At 68.0% G+C, this 18,573-nt stretch carries 15 protein-coding genes; 7 read left to right on the forward strand and 8 right to left on the reverse strand.

Translation table 11 applies throughout. The annotated features are described in order from the left end of the window. Nucleotides 1–4 precede the first annotated feature (4 nt). Genes AC1DVU_RS09285 through AC1DVU_RS09300 form a run of 4 tightly spaced genes read left to right on the forward strand, consistent with a single transcriptional unit; the run spans nt 5 to nt 3,785 of the window. The gene (locus tag AC1DVU_RS09285; RefSeq protein WP_476922149.1) at nt 5–757 is read left to right on the forward strand and encodes a DUF5819 family protein; all 753 of its coding nucleotides are present in this window, start codon (nt 5–7) and stop codon (nt 755–757) included. A gap of 4 nt (nt 758–761) precedes the next feature. Then, nucleotides 762–1,856: an HTTM domain-containing protein gene (locus tag AC1DVU_RS09290; RefSeq protein WP_476922150.1), complete on the forward strand. Its 1,095-nt coding sequence runs from the start codon at nt 762–764 to the stop codon at nt 1,854–1,856. Between the two features lie 60 nt (nt 1,857–1,916). Beyond that, entirely contained in the window at nt 1,917–2,666 is a 750-nt protein-coding gene (locus tag AC1DVU_RS09295) for a DUF5819 family protein (RefSeq protein ID WP_476922151.1), read from the forward strand. A gap of 3 nt (nt 2,667–2,669) precedes the next feature. Then, the gene (locus AC1DVU_RS09300) at nt 2,670–3,785 is read left to right on the forward strand and encodes a hypothetical protein (protein WP_476922152.1); all 1,116 of its coding nucleotides are present in this window, start codon (nt 2,670–2,672) and stop codon (nt 3,783–3,785) included. On the opposite strand, the gene AC1DVU_RS09305 is transcribed toward AC1DVU_RS09300, so the two are convergent. Continuing rightward, the gene (locus tag AC1DVU_RS09305) at nt 3,782–4,999 is read right to left on the reverse strand and encodes an MFS transporter (protein ID WP_476922153.1); all 1,218 of its coding nucleotides are present in this window, start codon (nt 4,997–4,999) and stop codon (nt 3,782–3,784) included. The genes AC1DVU_RS09300 and AC1DVU_RS09305 overlap by 4 nt on opposite strands. 91 nt (nt 5,000–5,090) lie before the next feature. Continuing rightward, the gene (locus AC1DVU_RS09310) at nt 5,091–7,016 is read right to left on the reverse strand and encodes a M13 family metallopeptidase (protein ID WP_476922469.1); all 1,926 of its coding nucleotides are present in this window, start codon (nt 7,014–7,016) and stop codon (nt 5,091–5,093) included. A 35-nt stretch (nt 7,017–7,051) separates the two neighbouring features. On the opposite strand from AC1DVU_RS09310, the gene AC1DVU_RS09315 reads away from it, so the two are divergent. The 3 genes from AC1DVU_RS09315 to AC1DVU_RS09325 are packed head-to-tail and all read left to right on the forward strand — an operon-like array spanning nt 7,052 to nt 10,637. After that, complete coding sequence (locus AC1DVU_RS09315; protein WP_476922154.1) at nt 7,052–7,912, forward strand: siderophore-interacting protein; 861 nt, start codon at nt 7,052–7,054, stop codon at nt 7,910–7,912. A 27-nt stretch (nt 7,913–7,939) separates the two neighbouring features. Then, nucleotides 7,940–9,358 (forward strand): SDR family NAD(P)-dependent oxidoreductase, encoded by a 1,419-nt coding sequence (locus AC1DVU_RS09320; protein WP_476922155.1) that lies wholly within the window; start codon nt 7,940–7,942, stop codon nt 9,356–9,358. Between the two features lie 49 nt (nt 9,359–9,407). Next, nucleotides 9,408–10,637 carry a patatin-like phospholipase family protein gene (locus AC1DVU_RS09325; RefSeq protein WP_476922156.1) on the forward strand — a complete coding sequence of 410 codons (1,230 nt, stop codon included), beginning with the start codon at nt 9,408–9,410 and terminating at the stop codon, nt 10,635–10,637. A 172-nt stretch (nt 10,638–10,809) separates the two neighbouring features. On the opposite strand, the gene AC1DVU_RS09330 is transcribed toward AC1DVU_RS09325, so the two are convergent. From AC1DVU_RS09330 to AC1DVU_RS09355, 6 genes are all read right to left on the reverse strand, one after another. Then, nucleotides 10,810–11,745: a phosphatase PAP2 family protein gene (locus AC1DVU_RS09330; protein ID WP_476922157.1), complete on the reverse strand. Its 936-nt coding sequence runs from the start codon at nt 11,743–11,745 to the stop codon at nt 10,810–10,812. Then, nucleotides 11,742–13,214 carry a hypothetical protein gene (locus AC1DVU_RS09335; protein WP_476922158.1) on the reverse strand — a complete coding sequence of 491 codons (1,473 nt, stop codon included), beginning with the start codon at nt 13,212–13,214 and terminating at the stop codon, nt 11,742–11,744. The genes AC1DVU_RS09330 and AC1DVU_RS09335 overlap by 4 nt, the downstream gene beginning before the upstream one ends. Nucleotides 13,215–13,217: 3 nt before the next feature. Further along, entirely contained in the window at nt 13,218–14,429 is a 1,212-nt protein-coding gene (locus tag AC1DVU_RS09340; RefSeq protein ID WP_476922159.1) for a CDP-glycerol glycerophosphotransferase family protein, read from the reverse strand. Next, nucleotides 14,419–15,597, reverse strand: coding sequence for a UDP-galactopyranose mutase (gene glf / locus AC1DVU_RS09345; protein WP_476922160.1), 1,179 nt, complete (start codon nt 15,595–15,597; stop codon nt 14,419–14,421). The genes AC1DVU_RS09340 and glf overlap by 11 nt, the downstream gene beginning before the upstream one ends. Continuing rightward, the gene (locus AC1DVU_RS09350; protein ID WP_476922161.1) at nt 15,587–16,561 is read right to left on the reverse strand and encodes a glycosyltransferase family 2 protein; all 975 of its coding nucleotides are present in this window, start codon (nt 16,559–16,561) and stop codon (nt 15,587–15,589) included. The genes glf and AC1DVU_RS09350 overlap by 11 nt, the downstream gene beginning before the upstream one ends. A 146-nt stretch (nt 16,562–16,707) precedes the next feature. Beyond that, nucleotides 16,708–18,528, reverse strand: a complete 1,821-nt coding sequence (locus tag AC1DVU_RS09355; RefSeq protein WP_476922162.1) for a CDP-glycerol glycerophosphotransferase family protein — start codon at nt 18,526–18,528, stop codon at nt 16,708–16,710. Nucleotides 18,529–18,573: the final 45 nt, after the last annotated feature.

The raw sequence follows: 18,573 nt of genomic DNA on the forward strand, positions 1-18,573 counted from the left end.
AACCATGCCGACAGCTCGCAGCGACGACATGCCGCCGCGACCCTGGCAGAGGCAATTGATGGTGGGCATCGTCGCGTTGGTGGCGCTCCACACCGTGGTCCTGGCGTTGTGGCTCTCGCCGGCCAACCCAGCGCGCGATTCGATCGGCAGCTCGGCGCTCGGGTCCTATGTCGATCCATACTTCCAGCAGTCCTGGGACGGCCTCGATCCCCGGGCCCAGCACGTCGATGAATCCTTCCGCATCCGCGCCAATGTCACTTCAGGTGGCAAGAAGATGCGGGTGACACCATGGCTCGACCTGACCAAGGTCGACAACGGGGCTGTGCGTCACGATGTGGACCAGGCGCGCGTTCACCTGATTGCTCGCCGACTCGCCACCAACCTCAATGCGGCGATGTATGGCCTCGAGCCTGCGCAGCGCAAGCTCGTACAGGCGAACTACATCACGACGCCGATCGAGAAGCTCCAGCAACGACTCCTCAAAGCCGCTCCGAATGTGGCCGCAGTGCAGATGTACCTGTCGTACGACCAGATGGCGACCCAGTTCGCGTCGATGTATGCGCAGGCGAAGTGGGGCGAGGACACAATCCTCGAAGTGCAGTACCTCGTCGGACGCAGGACTGTCCCGGACTACGCTGACCGCGGGTCGACGGTCCTGAAGGACGTGGACTACCTGTGGTTCCCGTTCGGCTTTCGCAAGGCATTCCGCGCGTCGTACGACTCGCAGGTCATCTTCGACTCCTACGTGAAGAAGTGAGAACGTGCAGAACCTCCGGGTGGGACAGTCCATGCCGTCGTCGATAGCCAGACGTCAGCAGAGGCTGGAGGATTGGCTGTTCAGCGACCTGCACGGTGCCTGGGCGGCGGCCGCCTGCCGCATCGGCGTCGGCCTGTCGGTTGTCGGGCTCCTGCTGACCAACTTCTCGACGCGTGGGATGTGGGCCGGTCCAGCGAGCGTGTGGGCGGACCCCGCGCGCGCGGTCAGCACATTCCCCGAGATCGCCCTGTTGCGCAACGTCAGCTCGGACGTCGTGACGTTGATCTACAGCGTGACCCTGCTGGCGGCGGTGGCGTTCGTCGTGGGCTGGCACACCAAGCTGGCCAACGTGGTCACCTTCATCGGGTTCATCGCCATCGTCGGGCAGAACCCGGTCGTGAGCAGCCAGGGGGACAACCTGGTCCGGGTGACCCTGCTGTGGCTCCTCCTCATGCGTACGTCCGAGCACTGGGCCCTGGATGAGCGCCGACGGCGACGCCGCGAAGAGTCCGGCTCCCGTGCTCGACGCGCTGACGACGCCATCCCGCGATGGTTGTGGACGAGCCTGCACAACATCGGGCTCGTGGGCCTCGCCGCCCAGACGGTCTTGGTCTACCTGACGGCCGGCCTCAACAAGGCGTCGGACGAGGACTGGCAGCACGGCACGGCGTTGTACTACACGCTCCAGCTGCCCGAATACCGCCAGTTCCCGTGGCTGTCGGACCTGGTGAGCCAGAGCTCGGTGCTGCTTGCCCTCGCCACCTACCTGGTGCTCGTGACCCAGCTCTTCTTCGCCCCGTTGCTGCTCAATCCGGTCTCGAGGCGCATCATCATCGTCGTCGCGATCGTGGCGAACGTGTTCTTCGCCGTGGTCTTCGCAACGCCGTGGACCTCCTTGGCGATGATCGGGGTGACGTGCCTGTTCGCGTCCTCAGCGGCCTTCGTGACGGTCGACGAGCGGGTGCGCGACCTGCTGTCGCCGCTCGTGGACTGGCTGTCACTGCGGGGCTACGATGTCTTGGATGTGCTGGATGCCGTACGCGATCGCGTCGTCTACCCCGTGACCGACTGGGTACGCTTCACGCTGCTCAGGCGCTGAGCGCAGGTCATGAACCCCTCGCTGCATGCGACGCCGCTACCGCCAGCGTCACGCCGTGCGGTGATCTGGGTGGTCGGCGTGCTGGTCGCCGTGCACTCCCTGCTCGTCATGCTGTGGATCATGCCGTCGAACCCCATCAGCGATGTCGTCGGCCGGGAGAACCTGCACACGTACATCGAGAACCCAGTCGTGCCGTTCGAGCAGTCCTGGTCGATCTTCGCTCCCGTGCCGCGACGGGGCGGCGAGAACGTCAAGGTGAGGGCCGTGATCGGCGGCGACGACGGCTCAACGGGCCGGGTCACGGAGTGGTACGACATCACCGCCGACGAGGACGCGCGCATCCTCTACCTGGTCAACCCGTCGCGCGTTCACGCGGTGACGCGTCGGCTCGGAGGCGACGTCAACGAGACGATGGCCAGCTTCAACCACGAGCAGGAGGGCTACGTCCAGCAGGAGTTTCCTGCGACCCGCGAACGGATGAGGAAGCGGCTGGTCGAGGCCAACACGACCGGCTACAAGGGCCTGCGCGCGATCGACGACTATCTCGTGACTGAGGAGACGCTGGTCCGGTTCGGGACGATGTACGCCACCGCTCGATGGGGCAGGGGAGTGACAGCCGTCGAGTTCATGGTGGGTCACCGGATGGTGCCCAACTACAGCAAGCGCAACGAGGTCGACTTCCTGGACGTGCCGTTCTCCTACCGCCACATCGGCCTCCGGGAGGCTCCTGCCATTGACGCGGAAGCGCGGGGCGCATTCGACGCGTACGTCCGCAATGCGCCCACACCGGCATCGAACGGTGGTGGGTAGCCGATGCCGCAGCCGACCATCGTCTCGCGCAGCTTGGATCTGCTCCGCGACTGGTACCGCGCGACCGAGTCGTGGCTGCTGACCGACAAGCGCGCCCTCCACGGGGTCGCGCTCGCCCGCATCCTGTCGGGCTGCACGATCGCCGGGATCCTGATCACCAACTTTCGCGTGCGCGACATGGTGTGGGGGCCTGGCTCGGTCTGGGCTGAACCGCTGCAGAACCGCTCCGCGTACTGGCCGCCCGACCTGGTCGACCACCTCGGCACGACGGCGTTCCTGGCGTACTACCTGGCCGCCATCGCTTTCGCGATCCTCTGGACGCTCGGCTGGCACACGCGCCTCGTCGGCCCGCTGATGCTGATCACCGAGGTCTCGATCGTCGAGCACAATCCTGTCGTGGGGGATCAGGGCGACAACATCCTGCGCATCGGCTTGCTGCTGCTGATGTTCATGCACACCAACGAGCACTGGAGCCTCGACGCGCGGCGCAGGAGTCGGACCGCCGCGGTGCCGGTGACCCGCGGCAGCGGCATCAGCAGCGTCGTCGCGGTGGCGAAGAACCTGTGGCGGAGCCACCAGGTCCTCCCTCGGTGGTTCACGAATGGCGTGCACAACGTGTTCCTGGCGGCGTTGATGTTCCAGCTGGTGCTCATCTACATCTCCGCCGGCATGTTCAAGACCCAGGGATCGCTGTGGCAGCACGGCACGGCGTTGTACTACCCGCTGCAGCTGCAGGAGTTCAAGCCGTTCCCGTTCCTCACCGATGCCATGACGCACTACGGCGTGATGGTCGGCCTGGCGACATACGTGGTGGTGTTCACCCAGCTGTACTTCCCGGTGCTGTTGCTGAACGTGATCACGAGACGCATCGCGATCTCCTTGGTGATCCTGTTCCACCTGTCGATCGCCGTCATGATGGCGCTGCCGTGGTTCTCCCTGGCGATGATCGCCTTCGATGCCGTCTGGGTCAGCACGGCAACGTATGTCGCCCTCGACGCCTGGATCCGCGTCAGGCTTCGGCCGCTGTCCGATCGATTACGGGCGGCGAGGGGCCCAGCCGTCGAGGAGCTTCCCGGCCGGGCGAAGGAACCCAGTCTCGTCTCGCGCAGCGCTGACTAGGCCACCGACGCGGCGACCCGGCGGCCGGCCAGCACCAGGGCGATCACGGGCAGGGTCAGCACGGCCGCGGCGGCATTGAGCGTGCCGAATCCACTGAGCGCGACCACGATGCCCGCCAGCAGGCCGCCCAGTGCGCCCGCCAGGTTCATCGAGAGGTCGGAGAAGCCCTGCACCACGGGGCGGTCGGCGGTGGCGAGCGTCTGCGTGAGCATCGCGGCGCCTGCGATCACAGAGGCCGACCATCCGATGCCCAGGACCGTCAGGCCGACGGTGATCTGCACTTCGGAGTGCCCGGACGTCCCCGCGATGAAGACCGCCAGCAGCAGGATGGACTGTCCCAGCAGGATCGTGCGGTCGGCACCCCAACGGTCGCTCAGCAGCCCCATCAGCGGCGACAACGAAAACATGCCCGCGATGTGCAGGCTGATCGTGAGACCGATGATGTTGAGGCTCGAGCCGTGATCCTTCATGTGAACGGGCGTCAGAGCCATGACCGCCACCATGACGGCGTGCGACGAGGCGATCGCCAGGATCGCGGTCGCAGTGCGGCCCCGGATGTGCGGGAGCGCGGCGCGGATGCCGCGTGCGGCCGGCTTGGCGCCGACGACGTGCACCAAGGGGTCGGGGCGCAGGAACACGACCGTCAGAAGGCCCGCAAGCGCGAAGCCGCTGGCAGAGAACAGCATCGGGCCGGCGAGATCCGGCAGTCCGACGGTGTCCGCGACCGACGCTCCCGGACCGGTCAGGTTCGGGCCGATGACGGCGCCGATGGTGGTCGACCAGACGACGAGTGAGAGGGCCAGACCGACCTGGCCCGGTGCAGCCCGGTCGACGGCCGCGAATCGCGACTGCAGGTTCGCGGCAGTGCTCGACCCGAACAGCAGGAGGCCGGCGAGCAGGATCGGCAACGACTCGACCTCGGCACCGAGGATGACGACGCACGCGCCCGTGGCGCCGAACAACCAGCCGAGGGTCAACGCGGGCCGTCGACCCGTACGTGCAGCGATCGACGAGAGCGGCATCGTGAACGCGGCTGCGCCGAGGGTCAGCATCACCACGGCCATGCCCGCCCAGCCGGACGAGCCGCTGACGTCCTTGACCAGCAGGGCGCCGACCGCGAGACCCGCACCGTTGCCGACGCCGCCGACCACCTGGACGAGCGACAGGACGGAGACGATCCTGCGCTGAGCGGGGTCAGGGGAGGTCTCGGTCACCCGAGCAATCTAGCCGACGTGGTCTCGATACGATCCCTCGTTCCTCGGGATCACTCGACCACCTTTTTGGTCGCTGATCGAGGTCCGCGGGTCACCAGATGGTGACGCGGTCGGCTTCGTCGAGCCAGAGCTTGTCATCGGCAGTGACGCCGAACGCCTCGTAGAACGCGCCGATGTTGCGCACGGTCTGGTTGCAGCGGAACTCCGGCGGCGAGTGCGGGTCGACCGTCAGGCGGCGCACGGTCTCGGCCGGGCGTACCTTCGACTGCCAGGCCTGCGCCCATGAGATGAAGAAGCGCTGGTCGGGCGTCAGCCCGTCGATCTCGGTGTCGTCGGGATCGGTCAGCCGGAACGCCTGGTGGGCGATGCCGAGACCGCCGAGGTCACCGATATTCTCGCCGATCGTGAGGGATCCGTTGACCGTACGACCGTCGGCGCCCTCGGGCGTCAGCGCGTCGTACTGGGCGATCAGGGCAGAGGTGAGCTTCTCGAAGGACTCGCGGTCCTCATCGGTCCACCAGTTCCTCAGCGCGCCGGTGCCGTCGTACTGGGAGCCCTGGTCGTCGAAGCCGTGGCCGATCTCGTGCCCGATGACAGCGCCGATCGCGCCGTAGTTGACAGCGTCGTCGGCGTCGGCGTGGAAGAACGGAGGCTGCAGGATCGCGGCCGGGAAGACGATCTCGTTCATCGTCGGGTTGTAGTAGGCGTTGACGGTCTGCGGCGTCATGTACCACTCATTGCGGTCGATCGGGGAGCCGATCTTGGCGAGCTCACGGTCAGTCGCCACCGCGATCGCCCGCCGGGCGTTGCCCAGCAGGTCGTCCGGAGCGGTCTCGAGCGCCGAGTAGTCCTTGAACTCGTCGGGGTGCCCGATCTTGGGGTTGAACGTGTCGAGCTTCTCGTGTGCGCGCTTCTTGGTCTCATCGCTCATCCACGGAAGCGCTGAGATGCTCTGCCGGTACGCCTCGAGGAGGTTGTCGATCAGTTCGGTCATCCGCTCCTTGGACGTCGGCGGGAACTCGGTGCGTACGTAGATCTTGCCGACCGCTTCACCCATCGCGCCCTCGACGAAGCCGACGCCGCGCTTCCAGCGGGGCCGCAGCTCGTCGGTGCCGCTGAGGGTCTTGCCGTAGAACTCGAAGTTGGCGTTGACGAATGCCGACGACAGGTAGGGCGAGGCGCTGTGGATGACCTGCCAGCGCAGCCAGTCCTTCCAGGCGTCGAGCTCGGCCGGGACGAGCAGCGTCTCGAGTCCCTCGAGGTAGGACGGCTGCGCGACCACGACCTCGGCGATCACGGGTGCTGGGATCTTGGCGGCATCGGACCAGCTCGTCCAGTCGAACGACGGAGCCAGTGCCCGCAGGCCGTCGAGGGCGAGCAGGTTGTAGGTCTTCTGGGCGTCGCGGGACTCGACGCGGTCCCAGTGGAACTTCGCGAGGCGGGTCTCGAGGTCCATGATCCGCTGGGCGCGGCCGGCGGTGTCGTCGAGCCCGGCGAGGTCGAGCATCGTCGTCAGGTGGCCGACGTACGCCTCGCGGATCGCGGCCGAGCCCTCCTCGCGGTAGTACGCCTCGTCGGGCAGGCCGATGCCGCCCTGGCCCAGGTGGGTCACGTAACGGTCCGGCTGGCCGGCGTCGGGGCCGATGTACATGCCGAACACGCTGCCGACACCCTGGCGGTCCAGCGTGCCGAGCGTCGTGATGAACCCGGTCAGGTCGGTGATGGCATCGACCTGGGCCAGCTCGTCCTCGAGCGGCGTCGCTCCGAGCTCCTCGATGCGATCCTCGTCCATGAAGCTCGCGTAGAGGTCGCCGATCTTGCGCTGTTCGTCGTCGTGTGGCGCCTTGCTGGCGGTCTCGATGATCTCGCGGACCTTGGCCTCGGCCTCGTCGACGAGCGTCACGAACGAGCCTGCGGTCGCCCGGTCGGGCTTGATCTCGGCCGTGCGCAGCCAAGGGCCGTTGACGTGCCGGAACAGGTCGTCTTGAACGCGGATGGAGGGGTCGAACTGCGTCATGTCGATGCCGTGGGTCACGCCAGTAGGCTACACAGGTGAGCAAGACCCATCCCGCTGAACTGACCGTGATCCGGACCGAGTTCGTGGCCCCCTCGATGCGGCGTGTCGTGTTCGGTGGCGACGGGTTCGCCGAGTTCTTCGACCGGCACACCAGGCTCAACTCCGGCGCGCTCGACGGCGCCTCGTTCACGGACGAGTACGTCAAGCTCGCCTTCCTGGCCGATGGCTTCGACTACCAGCGACCGCTCGATCTGTCGGCGGTGCGCGAGACCATGCCCCCGGAGGCCTGGCCGGTGCTGCGGACGTACACGATCCGCTGGCTCGACTCCGAGGCGCAGGAGCTCGCGATCGACTTCGTGGTGCACGGCGACGAGGGCATCGCCGGCCCGTGGGCTGCCCGTGCCCAGCCCGGTGACGTCCTGCACCTGCGCGGGCCCAGCGGGGCGTACGCGCCCGATCCCACTGCCGACTGGCACCTGTTCGTCGGCGACGAGGCGGGTCTGCCCGCGATCTCCGCCGGCCTCGAGGCGCTGCCGGCGGGCGCTCGCGCGGTGGCATTCGTCGAGGTCGGGGGAGCGGCCGACGAGATCGCGATCGCCACCGTCGCGGAGCTCGAGATGCACTGGCTCCACCGCGGTGAGGCGGCCGCCGGCACCACGACGCTGCTCGACGACGCCCTGCGCGCGTGGGACTGGCTCCCGGGCCGCGCGCAGGCGTTCATCCACGGTGAGTCGGCGCTGCTCAAGAGCGTGCGTCCGTACGTCCTCAACGACCGCGGCGTGGCCCGCGCGGATGTCTCGGTTTCGGCCTACTGGCGGCGCGGCACGACCGAGGAGGGCTTCCGGGAGTGGAAGTCGGCGCAGAAGGACGCGGTCATGCGACCGGGGGCCTCCTGACCGGTGCGCTGACGGTAACCTCGTCGGGTGACTGAACTCCGCAATGTGGCCGTCGTCCTGGCCGGTGGCACCGGCACGAGGGTCGGCCTGTCGATCCCCAAGCAGCTCATCAAGATCGCCGGCAAGACGATCATCGAGCACACCATCGCGGCGTTCCAGGCGTCCTCGCTGGTCGACGAGATCGTGATCCTGATGGCCCCGGGTCACCTCGACCCGGTGCGCGCGATCGTGCACAACGGCGGCTACGACAAGGTCACCCAGATCGTCGAGGGCGGCGAGACCCGCAACGAGTCGACGAGCCGTGCGCTCGAGGCGCTGGGGTCGGAGGAGTGCAACGTCCTGTTCCACGACGCCGTGCGCCCGCTCGTGTCGCAGACCATCATCGGCGACGTCGTCGCCGCGCTGGCGACCCACGAGGCGGTCGACACCGCGATCCCGTCCGCGGACACGGTCGTGCAGGTGCACGACACCCCCGACGAGGTCCACACGATCTCGGACGTGCTCCCGCGTCACCTGCTCCGTCGCGGCCAGACCCCGCAGGCGTTCCGCCTCTCGGTGATCCGCAAGGCATACGACCTGGCGTGGCAGGATCCTGACTTCACCGCGACCGACGACTGCACCGTCGTGCTGCGCTACCTGCCCGAGGTGCCGATCGCGGTCGTCACCGGGCACGAGCGCAACATGAAGGTCACCGAGCCGATCGACGTCTACATCGCCGACAAGCTCTTCCAGCTGCACTCGGCCGACACGCCGGACCAGCTGACCGACCAGCAGTACCGTGCCGCGCTCGAGGGCAAGACCATGGTCGTGTTCGGCGGTTCGTACGGCATCGGCGGCGACATCGCGGAGCTCGCACGCGGGTTCGGCGCAACGGTGCACTCGTTCTCGCGCTCGTCGACCAACACCCACGTCGATCGCCGCGAGGACATCGCCGCGGCGGCCGCGGTGGTGCTCAAGGAGTCCGACTCGATCGACTTCGTGGTCAACACCGCCGGAGTGCTCGTCATCGAGGACCTCGCGGACACGTCCGAGGAAACGATCTTCGCGGCCACCGAGATCAACTACCTCGCGCCGATCTTCATCGCGCAGGAGTTCTATCCGCACCTCGCACGGTCGTCGGGCTCGCTGCTGCTGTTCACGTCGTCGTCCTACACGCGGGGACGCGGTGGCTACTCGCTCTATTCGTCGGCCAAGGCTGCCGTCGTCAACCTGACCCAGGCGCTGGCTGACGAGTGGGCCGGTGAGGTGCGGGTCAACTGCGTCAACCCCGAACGTACGGGCACGCCGATGCGCACCAAGGCGTTCGGCGAGGAGCCCGAGGGCACGCTGCTGAGCTCGATGGAGGTCGCGCGGCAGTCGCTCGACGTCCTGCTGGCCCAGCAGACCGGGCACATCATCGACATCCGGCGCGAGGACGGTCCGGCCGCGGTCGGCGGAGGCTCCTAGGCCGCTCAGGAGGCTCGACGCCGCTGCCGCCCGGTGAGAGGGTGTCCAGATGGAGGAGCTCGAGGATCCCGATCAATGGGTCGTCGACTCCCCGGCAGTCGGCACTGGGCTCCAACCCACGCGGTTCCGCGGTGACAAACCGCCGCGCAAGCCGCCGCGATCTGCTGCGCCGGTCGCGCTCACGATCTCCGGCGGCGGGTTCCGGGCGACGCTCGCGGGCCTCGGCGCGATCCGGCTCCTCGCGGACGCCGGCCTGCTCGTCGATCTGCGGTATGTCTCGTCGGTGTCAGGCGGATCGCTGGCCAACGGCCTGCTGGCGTCCCGCTGGCCGGCACTGCGTGAGGCGGGCTTCACGGGTGCCGCCGTGCAGGAGCACCTCATCGATCCGTTCGTCGCGCGGATCTCGTCCCAGTCGCTCAAGTGGTCGCTGGTGCGCGGGATCTGGCGCACCCTGGGGCCATCGACACGTACCGACCTGTTGGCACGGCGCTTCGACGAGTGGTGGTTCGACGGGGTCGAGCTCGAGCAGCTCGACCGAGGGGTGCGCTGGATCGTCAATGCGGCGAACCTGACGACGGGTGTCCGCTTCGGGTTCGAGCGCGACATGGTCGGCGACTACACGATCGGGCACGTGCCGACCGCCGGGACCGGGTTGCGGCTCAGCACGGCGGTGGCTGCCTCGGCTGCGGTGCCAGGGGCGTTCGCGCCGGTCGTGCTCAAGTCGCCGAATTTCCCTGGCGCCGATCACGATCCGGTGCTGATGGACGGCGGGACGTACGACAACACGGGCCTGCAGGCGCTCGACGACAAGGCGTACCGGGACGTCTTCCTCGTCGCGCTCAACGCGGGCGGGCTGCTGCGCCCCGGCGCGTACGGGCGGGTGCCCGTCATCCGTGACCTCGCGCGCGCCAACTCGCTGCTCTATCGGCAGAGCGTCGCGCTGCGGACCACGAGCCTCGTCGCGCAGTTCCAGCGGGGGCGGAAGGCCGGTGCGGGCCCGCTGCCGCCGGACGGGCGTCGGGGAGTGCTGACCGGCCTGGTCACGGCGCTGCCGGACCCTGGACCGGCGCCGCTGCGGGCGTGGCGCGCTCGCTTTCCGGAGGAGCGTACGTACGACGGCCGTGACCTTGCCTTGGTGCCGACTGTGTTCGACAAGCTCGAACCGGCGCTGTGCCGTGCGCTGGTGCATCGCGGCTGGTGGACCGTCGGTGCCGCGCTGGCCACCTTCTTCCCGCGACGCCTGGGCGACTTCAGCGAATGGGACGCGCCGGAGATGTGAGGCGGTGACGGATCTTCCTGCGTTTACGTCGCTCCAACGTCGCGAACGCATGGATATCCGGCCTGATCGGTGACCGTCAGGACCGATATCCATGCGTTTGTGGTGCGCGGGCGGCGCGAACGCATGAAGATCCGTCACGCTGAGGGCAGCCCGAGGCTGATGTCCTTCGGGTTCAGGTTTCCACCGGCGAACGCGGATGGGCTCGCTCCCACCAGCCGCAGCCGATCATGACGACAGCGGCGAGGACCCAGCCGGCGACGATGTCGACGACGTAGTGCTCGCCCGCGTAGACCAGGGCGAGGCCCATGAGCAGTGGATAGGCGATCAGCAACCAGCGCCATGGGCTGCGCAGGCGGGTGATCGCGTAGAGCGCGACGAGCATCGCGAGACCGCCGTGGAGCGACGGCATCGCCGCCACCGGGTTGCCCACCTTGGCCAGCAGGATGTGGAAGCCGCCGAGCCCGAGGTCGTCCCACCCGCGGCCGGTGAGCCGGGGGATGTGCTCGGGGACGTAGCCCTGCTTGGAGGCCAGCCATGGCGGAGCCATCGGATAGAGGATGTAGACGACCAGTGCCGCGTAGTTGATGACGAGGTAGCGGCGCATCCACGGGATCCAGGACTCCCGGTTGCGCAGCCACAGGACGACCGCGATCGTCAGCCCGGTCACGAAGTGCGAGAAGTAGACGGTTGTGAGGACGGCGTCGTACCAGCGCGGGTCCGTCGAGCTGGTGCACGGTGCGGCGCACCACGCGTCCTGGAGGCGCGCGGTCGGCAGCTCGCCGCCGCCGAGCCACTCGTCGACCCGGATCGGGAACGTCCAGTGCACCGAGACGGGCAGCAGGTTGTCGGACAGCCCGCGGCTGTAGAGATAGAGGATCAGGCCGGCGAAGATCAGCCACCAGTCGCGCACGAACGCCAGGTGCGACCGGGCCGGCGCCTGGATGTTCCACGCGATCGTGGCGAGCCACAGCCACGCGAACATCTGGAAGGGATCGGTCGGCACCCCGATCAGCACGATCCACACGCCCAACCCGATGGCGTACGCGCCGAGGGCCGGGCCGCGCCACTGCCAGGACGTCCTGGACAGCTGGTCGGTTCGCGCCGTCATGGGCACACCTTCGGGATGGCGGGCAACGTACGGTTGTCGGTCGTCAGCAACCAGATCGACCTCCCGCAGATCGTCGCCACCTTGCGATAGCTGTCACGGAGCAGGTCTCCCATACGTCCGGGCTCCACGCCCCATGAGTTGAGGCCCGACCAGTTGACGACCCAGGTCGGCCTCTGCGGCGAGGCCATGACGGCCGACAGGTCGCGGAGGTGCGAGTCGCGGGTGCGTACCGGCAGGCTCCAGAGGTACTTGTAAGGGCTGGGCATCTCGGCCTCGTAGAGGATGTTGGGCTGGCCGAACGTGACGACCCCGGTGTCCGCGGGCTGTCGTGCCTCGCGGAGCCAGATGCCGACGGTGTGCTGCTGTCCGTTGTCGTCGGGCTCGAAGCCCACGGAGAACACCAGGTTGGCCAGCGTCACCGCGACCGTGGCCACGGCAAGGCGTCGCATCAGGCGCAGCGGGACGCGGCGGACGAGGAGCCCGATCGCGAGGCTCGCAGCGGGCACCATCTGGATCAGGTAGTGCGCCCAGTAGCTGCCGCCGAACAGGGCGATGACGAGACTGCACAGGAGCGTCGCGGCGGTGGCCAGCAGCAGGGGTTCCTTGCGCCGGACCCCATGCCATGCGGCGAGGACAGTCGCTGCACCCAGACCGCTCACTGTCCACGTGCCCATCATGACAAGCAGCCGCAAAGGGGTGGCACCGCTCGCCGACGACCGGATCACCTCGCCCGCCTCGGCCCGGAACCGGATGACCGCGTCGAACAGGTCGGACGGCGAGGTCCCGCGAGCGTCGGCGCCGAGGAGCATGACCACCGCGGTCACGACGCCGCCCAGCGCGCCCCAGGCCAGTACGCGTACGACGATGCGACGCGACTCCGGGCGCTGGACCGCCATGGCAAGGGAGAGCGCGACTGCGAAGACGAATGCCTCGATGACGCTCTGCTTGATCGACAGGGCACACATCGCCAGCACACCGGCGGCGAGGGCAGCAGGGACGCGCCATTGCGTACGCAGGACCGCGTGGAGCGTCAGGGCGATGCTCCACGCCACGAACGGCGCGGCGAGCATCTCGCCGTTGACGCGGGCAACGCCGAGCCACTGTGCGGCGCCGAACAACGCCGCGGCACCGGCTGCCCAACGCGCGGCGTCGGCGCCACGAGCCAGCTGCGCGGCCCAGGCGACACCCAGCAGCGTCAGGATCGACGCGGCCAGCCCGACTACCCGCAGCGCCGTGACGTCGCCGATCTGCCCCGTGACCCACAGCAGCAGCGGAGGTCGGTCGACCCAGTAGTCACCGTAGAGCGACGTGCCGTGGTGCCAGTCCTTGCCAACCATGAGGAACCCGGCCTCGTCGCCCCCGACATAGGTGCCGAACATCACGAGACGCGCCGCGATCAGCGCCACCACCGACGTCGAGATCGCAACGAGGGGAGTGACCCGCGATCCGAGGCGCTCGCGTGCTGACACGACCTACGTCCCGTTGGCGCCGCGTGCCTTGGCGGCGTCCCACTCGCGGTCGCGGATGGCCATGACCTCGTCGCAGGCCGCGATGAAGCGGGCGGTCGCCGCGCCGGGGGTCGGGTCACCGAGGTAGTACTCGACCAGCGCGTCGCGTTCGGCCTTCGTGGGATCGGCCGACAGGTGCTCGGCGACGACTGCGGCGAAGTCGTCTGACGTTGCCAGCTGTGGCACGACCTCCATCAGGCGGCTCGGCGGATAGGCGACGAGCGGCTTGGTGACCAGCAGCGGCTTGCCGGTGGGCAGCCAGTTGAGCGTGACGGCCGAGACATCCGTGACGAGCAGGTCGGCGTCAGCGAATGACTGCTCCAACGTCACGTCGGTGTCGACGCGGTCGGCAAGTCCACGCACGACGGCGTCCGCGGCAGCGTACGACGGCCGGATCACACCGTTGAGCGGGTGGGGCCGGTAGATCACCCGGTATGCCGGGGACAGCGCTCGCACCAGCGCCTCGCCGTGGGTCTCGAGCGACCCGTAGGAGACCGAGGGTTGCGAAGCCTCCCAGGTGGGCGCGTAGAGCACGGTCTGCCGGCCCTCGGGCGACGGCGAGCCGGTGACCGCAGCGGTGCCGTCGAGCTGCGGCTGGCCGATCAGGATGCTGCGCGCCGGGGCGTCGTAGAGCATGACGGCCGAGGCCGTACGGTCGAGCGCCGCCTGGCCGGCAAGGAAGCACCAGTCGTAGGCCTTGACCTGATTGGACACCGAGACACCCTTGTCGCTGTCACCGTGGCCGAGATAGACGTGCACGAGTGACGTGAACCGCAGCGACTCGAAGTTGACCGGGTCGTGGTTGATGTAGAGCGCGAGCTTGACCTCGGACATCGACAAGATCTCGTCGAGCTGGCCGTAGCGGGCCAGCGTCACGCAGTCGAAGCCGGTCTCCTGGCGTACGACCTTGGCGGTGCGCGAGTCCTTGAAGACGCACACGATGGGGTGGACCCGGTCGAGCTCGGTCAGTGCGTGGTACCAGGGACGCAGCTGGTAGAGGCTGTCCTGCGGCGTGGGGAAGTAGACCATGACCTGCTGCGAGAACGGCGTGCCGAGCCGCGACTCGTCGGTCAGCTTGTCGGGCATCCCGACGGGCAGGAAGCGCGATCGGCGCAGGCGGCCGATGGCCCACAGCTGGAAGCGGCGGACCGGCCCGACGCGCGCCTCAGAGGCCATGATCGGCGAATGCCTTCCCGTCGCGGAAGTGCGGCGCGAGCTTGTTGTCGTACATGCTGAGCGCCGAGCCGATCGCCATGTGCATGTCGAGGTACTGGTACGTCCCGAGCCGGCCGCCGAACAGCACGTCGGTCTCGTTCTTGGCCAGCTCGCGGTAGGCCAGCAGCCGCTCGCGGTCCTGCGGCGTGTTGATCGGATAGTAGGGCTCGTCGCTGTGCTCGGCGAACCGGCTGAACTCCCGCATGATGACGGTCTTGTCTGTCGGGTAGTCGCGCTCGGGGTGGAAGTGCCGGAACTCGTGGATGCGGGTGTAGTCGATGTCGGTGTCGGCGTAGTTCATGACCGTCGTGCCCTGGAAGTCGCCGACCGGCAGGACCTCGGTCTCGAAGTCGAGCGTGCGCCATGTCAGGTCGCCGTGGACGAAGTCGAAGTAGCGGTCGACGGGCCCTGTGTAGACGATCGGCACCTGCCCGACGGTGGCCGCCTTGTGGTGCGGCTGTGACGCGTCGAAGAAGTCCGCCTCGAGTGTCACGGTGATGTTGGGGTGGTCGGCCATGCGCTCGAGCCACGCGGTGTAGCCGTCGACCGGCAGCCCTTCGTACGTGTCGGAGAAGTAGCGGTTGTCGTACGTGTAGCGGACCGGCAGACGGGAGATGATCTCGGCGCTGAGCTCGCGCGGGTCCGTCTGCCACTGCTTGGCGGTGTAGCCCTTGATGAACGCCTCGTAGAGCGGCTGCCCGATCAGCGAGATCGCCTTCTCCTCGAAGTTGGCCGGCTCACCGGTCAGCATCGACGCCTGCTCGACGACCCACGCGCGCGCCTCGGCGGGGGAGAACGCGGAACGGTTGAACTGGTTGATCGTGCCGAGGTTGATCGGCATCGAGAAGACCTCGTCGCGGTACGTCGTGTAGACGCGGTGCTGGTAGGGCGTGAAGTCGGTGAACTGGTTGACGTAGTCCCACACCCGCTGGTTGGACGTGTGGAACAGGTGCGCGCCGTAGCGGTGGACCTCGATGCCGGTCTCGGGCTCGATCTCGGTGTAGGCGTTGCCGCCAATATGGTCCCGGCGATCGATGACCTGCACCTGCAGGCCGAGCTCACGCGCACACCGGTCGGCGATCGTCAGCCCGAAGAATCCGGAGCCGACGATCAGGAGGTCAGCGGTCATTCGTCAATTGTGCCGGTACGTCCGCGGGATCCATCGGACGCCACGTCTTGTCCCGCCAGAGCGCCCGATTGGCCCGGAATCCCCGCACCAGGTCGTTGAGCCCCTTGAGGGTGTGCTGGACGACCACGAGGCGGAAGACTTCCTTGGCCAGCGTCAGCGCGGTGCCGAGGCCGAATCCGAACCGGTTGAGCTTGCCGTACTCGGCGAAGTACTTGCCGACGTAGGCACGGTTGCGGATCACGTGGAAGCGGAACAGCGGGCTGCCGTCGTTGAGGTGACGGATGCCGAGGTTGACCTGCTTCTGCTCACGCTTGCGCTTGAGCACGAACGCGTCGACGTAGACGACGTCGGTGTGCTGCGCGGCCAGCCAGGCGTACGCGGCGTCGTCCCACGAGATGAAGAACCGCGGGTCGGGCAACCCGATCTTGCGGACCACCTCGGCGCTGATCAGCATGCCCTCGAACGTGCCGGAGTTGGTGACGGCGAAGCCCTCGCGGTTGAACTGCTTGCCGCTGTAGGGCAGTGGCACGCCGAGGAACTCGTTGAACTTTGCCTGCCAGTAGAACGGGGTGCCGTCGAAGTCGTAGCGGCGTCCGTGGATGACCTTGAACCGCTGCATCCACGGCGCGAACTGCTCCAGCGCGTCCGGAAGGATCTCGACGTCGTCGTCCATCAGCCACACCCAGTCGGCGCCGAGCTCGAGTGCGACCTTGGTCCCCTCGCTGAACCCACCGGAGCCACCCGTGTTGGTGTCGAGGCGGTGGTTGACGAGAAGATCAGCGGGGAAGTCCTTGGCGGCGGCCGCGAGGACCTCCTGCGTGTCGTCAGTGCTGGCGTTGTCCACGACGACGATCTTGAACGGCGGGGTGTCCATCGCTGCTGCGCTGGTCAGGAGCTCCTTGAGGTACGTCGATCGGTTGAACGTCACGATCGCGATCGCGATCTTCCCAGGAGCCGAATTCACCCACCTACCCTAACGTCACCCGAGCATGCCAACGGACGTGGTCTCGATACGATCCCTCGTTCCTCGGGATCACTCGACCAGCTTTCCCATCGCTGGTCGAGTAGCCCAGCGAGCTCTGCGAGCGGGGCGTATCGAGACCTTCCGACCTACAGAACCGATTCCTCGTCGGTGTCGCTGGGCTCGACGGCGTACGAGTGGCCGCGGTAGTCCGCGCGCTCGGCCTCGGAGCGAGCGATGAACGCGTCGACCGACGCCCGGAATGCCTCGAGCGTGCGCTGCTCGGGAGGGCCGAGCAGATAGGTCGCCAGCTTGGCGCGAGCTGGAGCCTGGGCGTCGGGCGCCGTCTGCGTCACGACGTCGATGAACTCGGCGATGCCGCGGCCGTCCCGCCCGATCGTCGTGCCTGCGCCCGTCGAGGGGTACTCCGCCCGGAACGTCGCGTCGTCGCTGTCGGTGTGGTTGAACACGGCGTACGGCTTCTCGCTCGCGAGGAAGTCGCTGACGACGCTCGAGATGTCGGTGACGAGCGCGGTCGAGCGGTTGAACCACTCGTTGATCGAGCCGCCCTTGACGACCCGGTGGTCGACCCCCGTACGAGCCGAGGCGTCGTCGAGCCGGCCGGCGATGCGGGCCAGGACGGCGCGGTACTTGGCGTCGCGCTGGCCCGTGAACGGGTGCGCCTTGAACACGACGCGCACCGGGGGCTCGGCGGCGAGCAGGGCCTCCACGACGCGGACGCCGACGGCCGACACCGACGAGTACTCCTGGTCGTGGTTGACGCCTTCCCACGTCGGCGCATAGAGCACCGTCGGGACGGTCTCGTCACCGAGCCGCGGCTCGCGGGAGATGCCGTGCACCTGGGGCCGGCCCACGAAGCGGTACTGGTCCTCGTGCACCCCGAGCTTCGAGCGGCGGTAGCGGTCGGCGCCGGCCTCGCCCGCGACCCACAGCTCGTCGTACGCCCGGGAGAACGGGTTGTTGGACGCGCTCTTGTCGCTGTCACCGTGCCCGATGAACGCGCTCATGAGGGTCGGCAGCCGCAGCAGGTGGATGTTGTTGCCGGTGTTGGAGGGGTAGAGCGCGACGCGAGCCGACGAGAAGTCGAGCATCAGCAGCTCGCCGGGATCCTTGAGCTCGAGCGTCGGGATCGTGGTCGAGGCCAGGCGGGTGAACAGCGGGTGGTCGCGCAGCACGATGAAAACCCGGCGATCCAGCGCCTCCAGGCTCTCCAGCCACGTGTTGATCTGATAACCGGCGGCCTCGGGGCCGCTGAGGTGCACGATGACATCGGGCCGGTAGTCGTCGAGGAACTCCTGGATCTGGCGCAGTGGAGCCGTGAACCCCGTCGCACGCTTCTGCTGCCGAAGCGCCCACGACCTACGGAGGTCCGGGATCGTGACCGCGGTCAGGACGGTGACCGCCACCACGCCCGCGAGCAGGACCGCCCACCACGGCGCTCCGAACAGGACCGGCGCCAGGACCAGCAGCTGGGTCACGACGACCTCGAACGCGCGGCGCGGCGGAGCACCGTGGATGCGCGGCGATCCGGGGACGTTGCGGGTCTCCATGGGCTTGAGCGGCCCGACCCGCCGATACTCCTGGTGCAACGCCCGCACACCCAGCACGAGGGCGTACGCGACGGCGACCGCGGTGAACGTACGCACGGCGGTGCTGCCGTCGAGCTGGTCGCCGACCACCAGGCCGGCCAGGACCCTCAGCACGAAACGCATCGGCAGGCCGAACTCCGCCTGGTCCAGCAGCTCCGAAGCGCTGGAGGACCTGACCTCGAACGGGAACTCGCCGACGACCGACAGGAGGAGAAAGGCGAGTGCGCCGATCTCGAGTCCCAGGACCGCGAGGAGGAGGGCGATGAAGAGGCAGCCGACCGAGAGCAGGAACCCGGGAAGCTCCTCAGTCCGGCCCAATCGGTGGAATGCGGCCTGAGCAGCACGAACGGGCGAGACCATGCCGATGAAATTATCACGCGTGCCTGTGGCGTTCTCTGCGGTAAC

The organism is Aeromicrobium sp. P2_G6, from assembly GCF_056403535.1.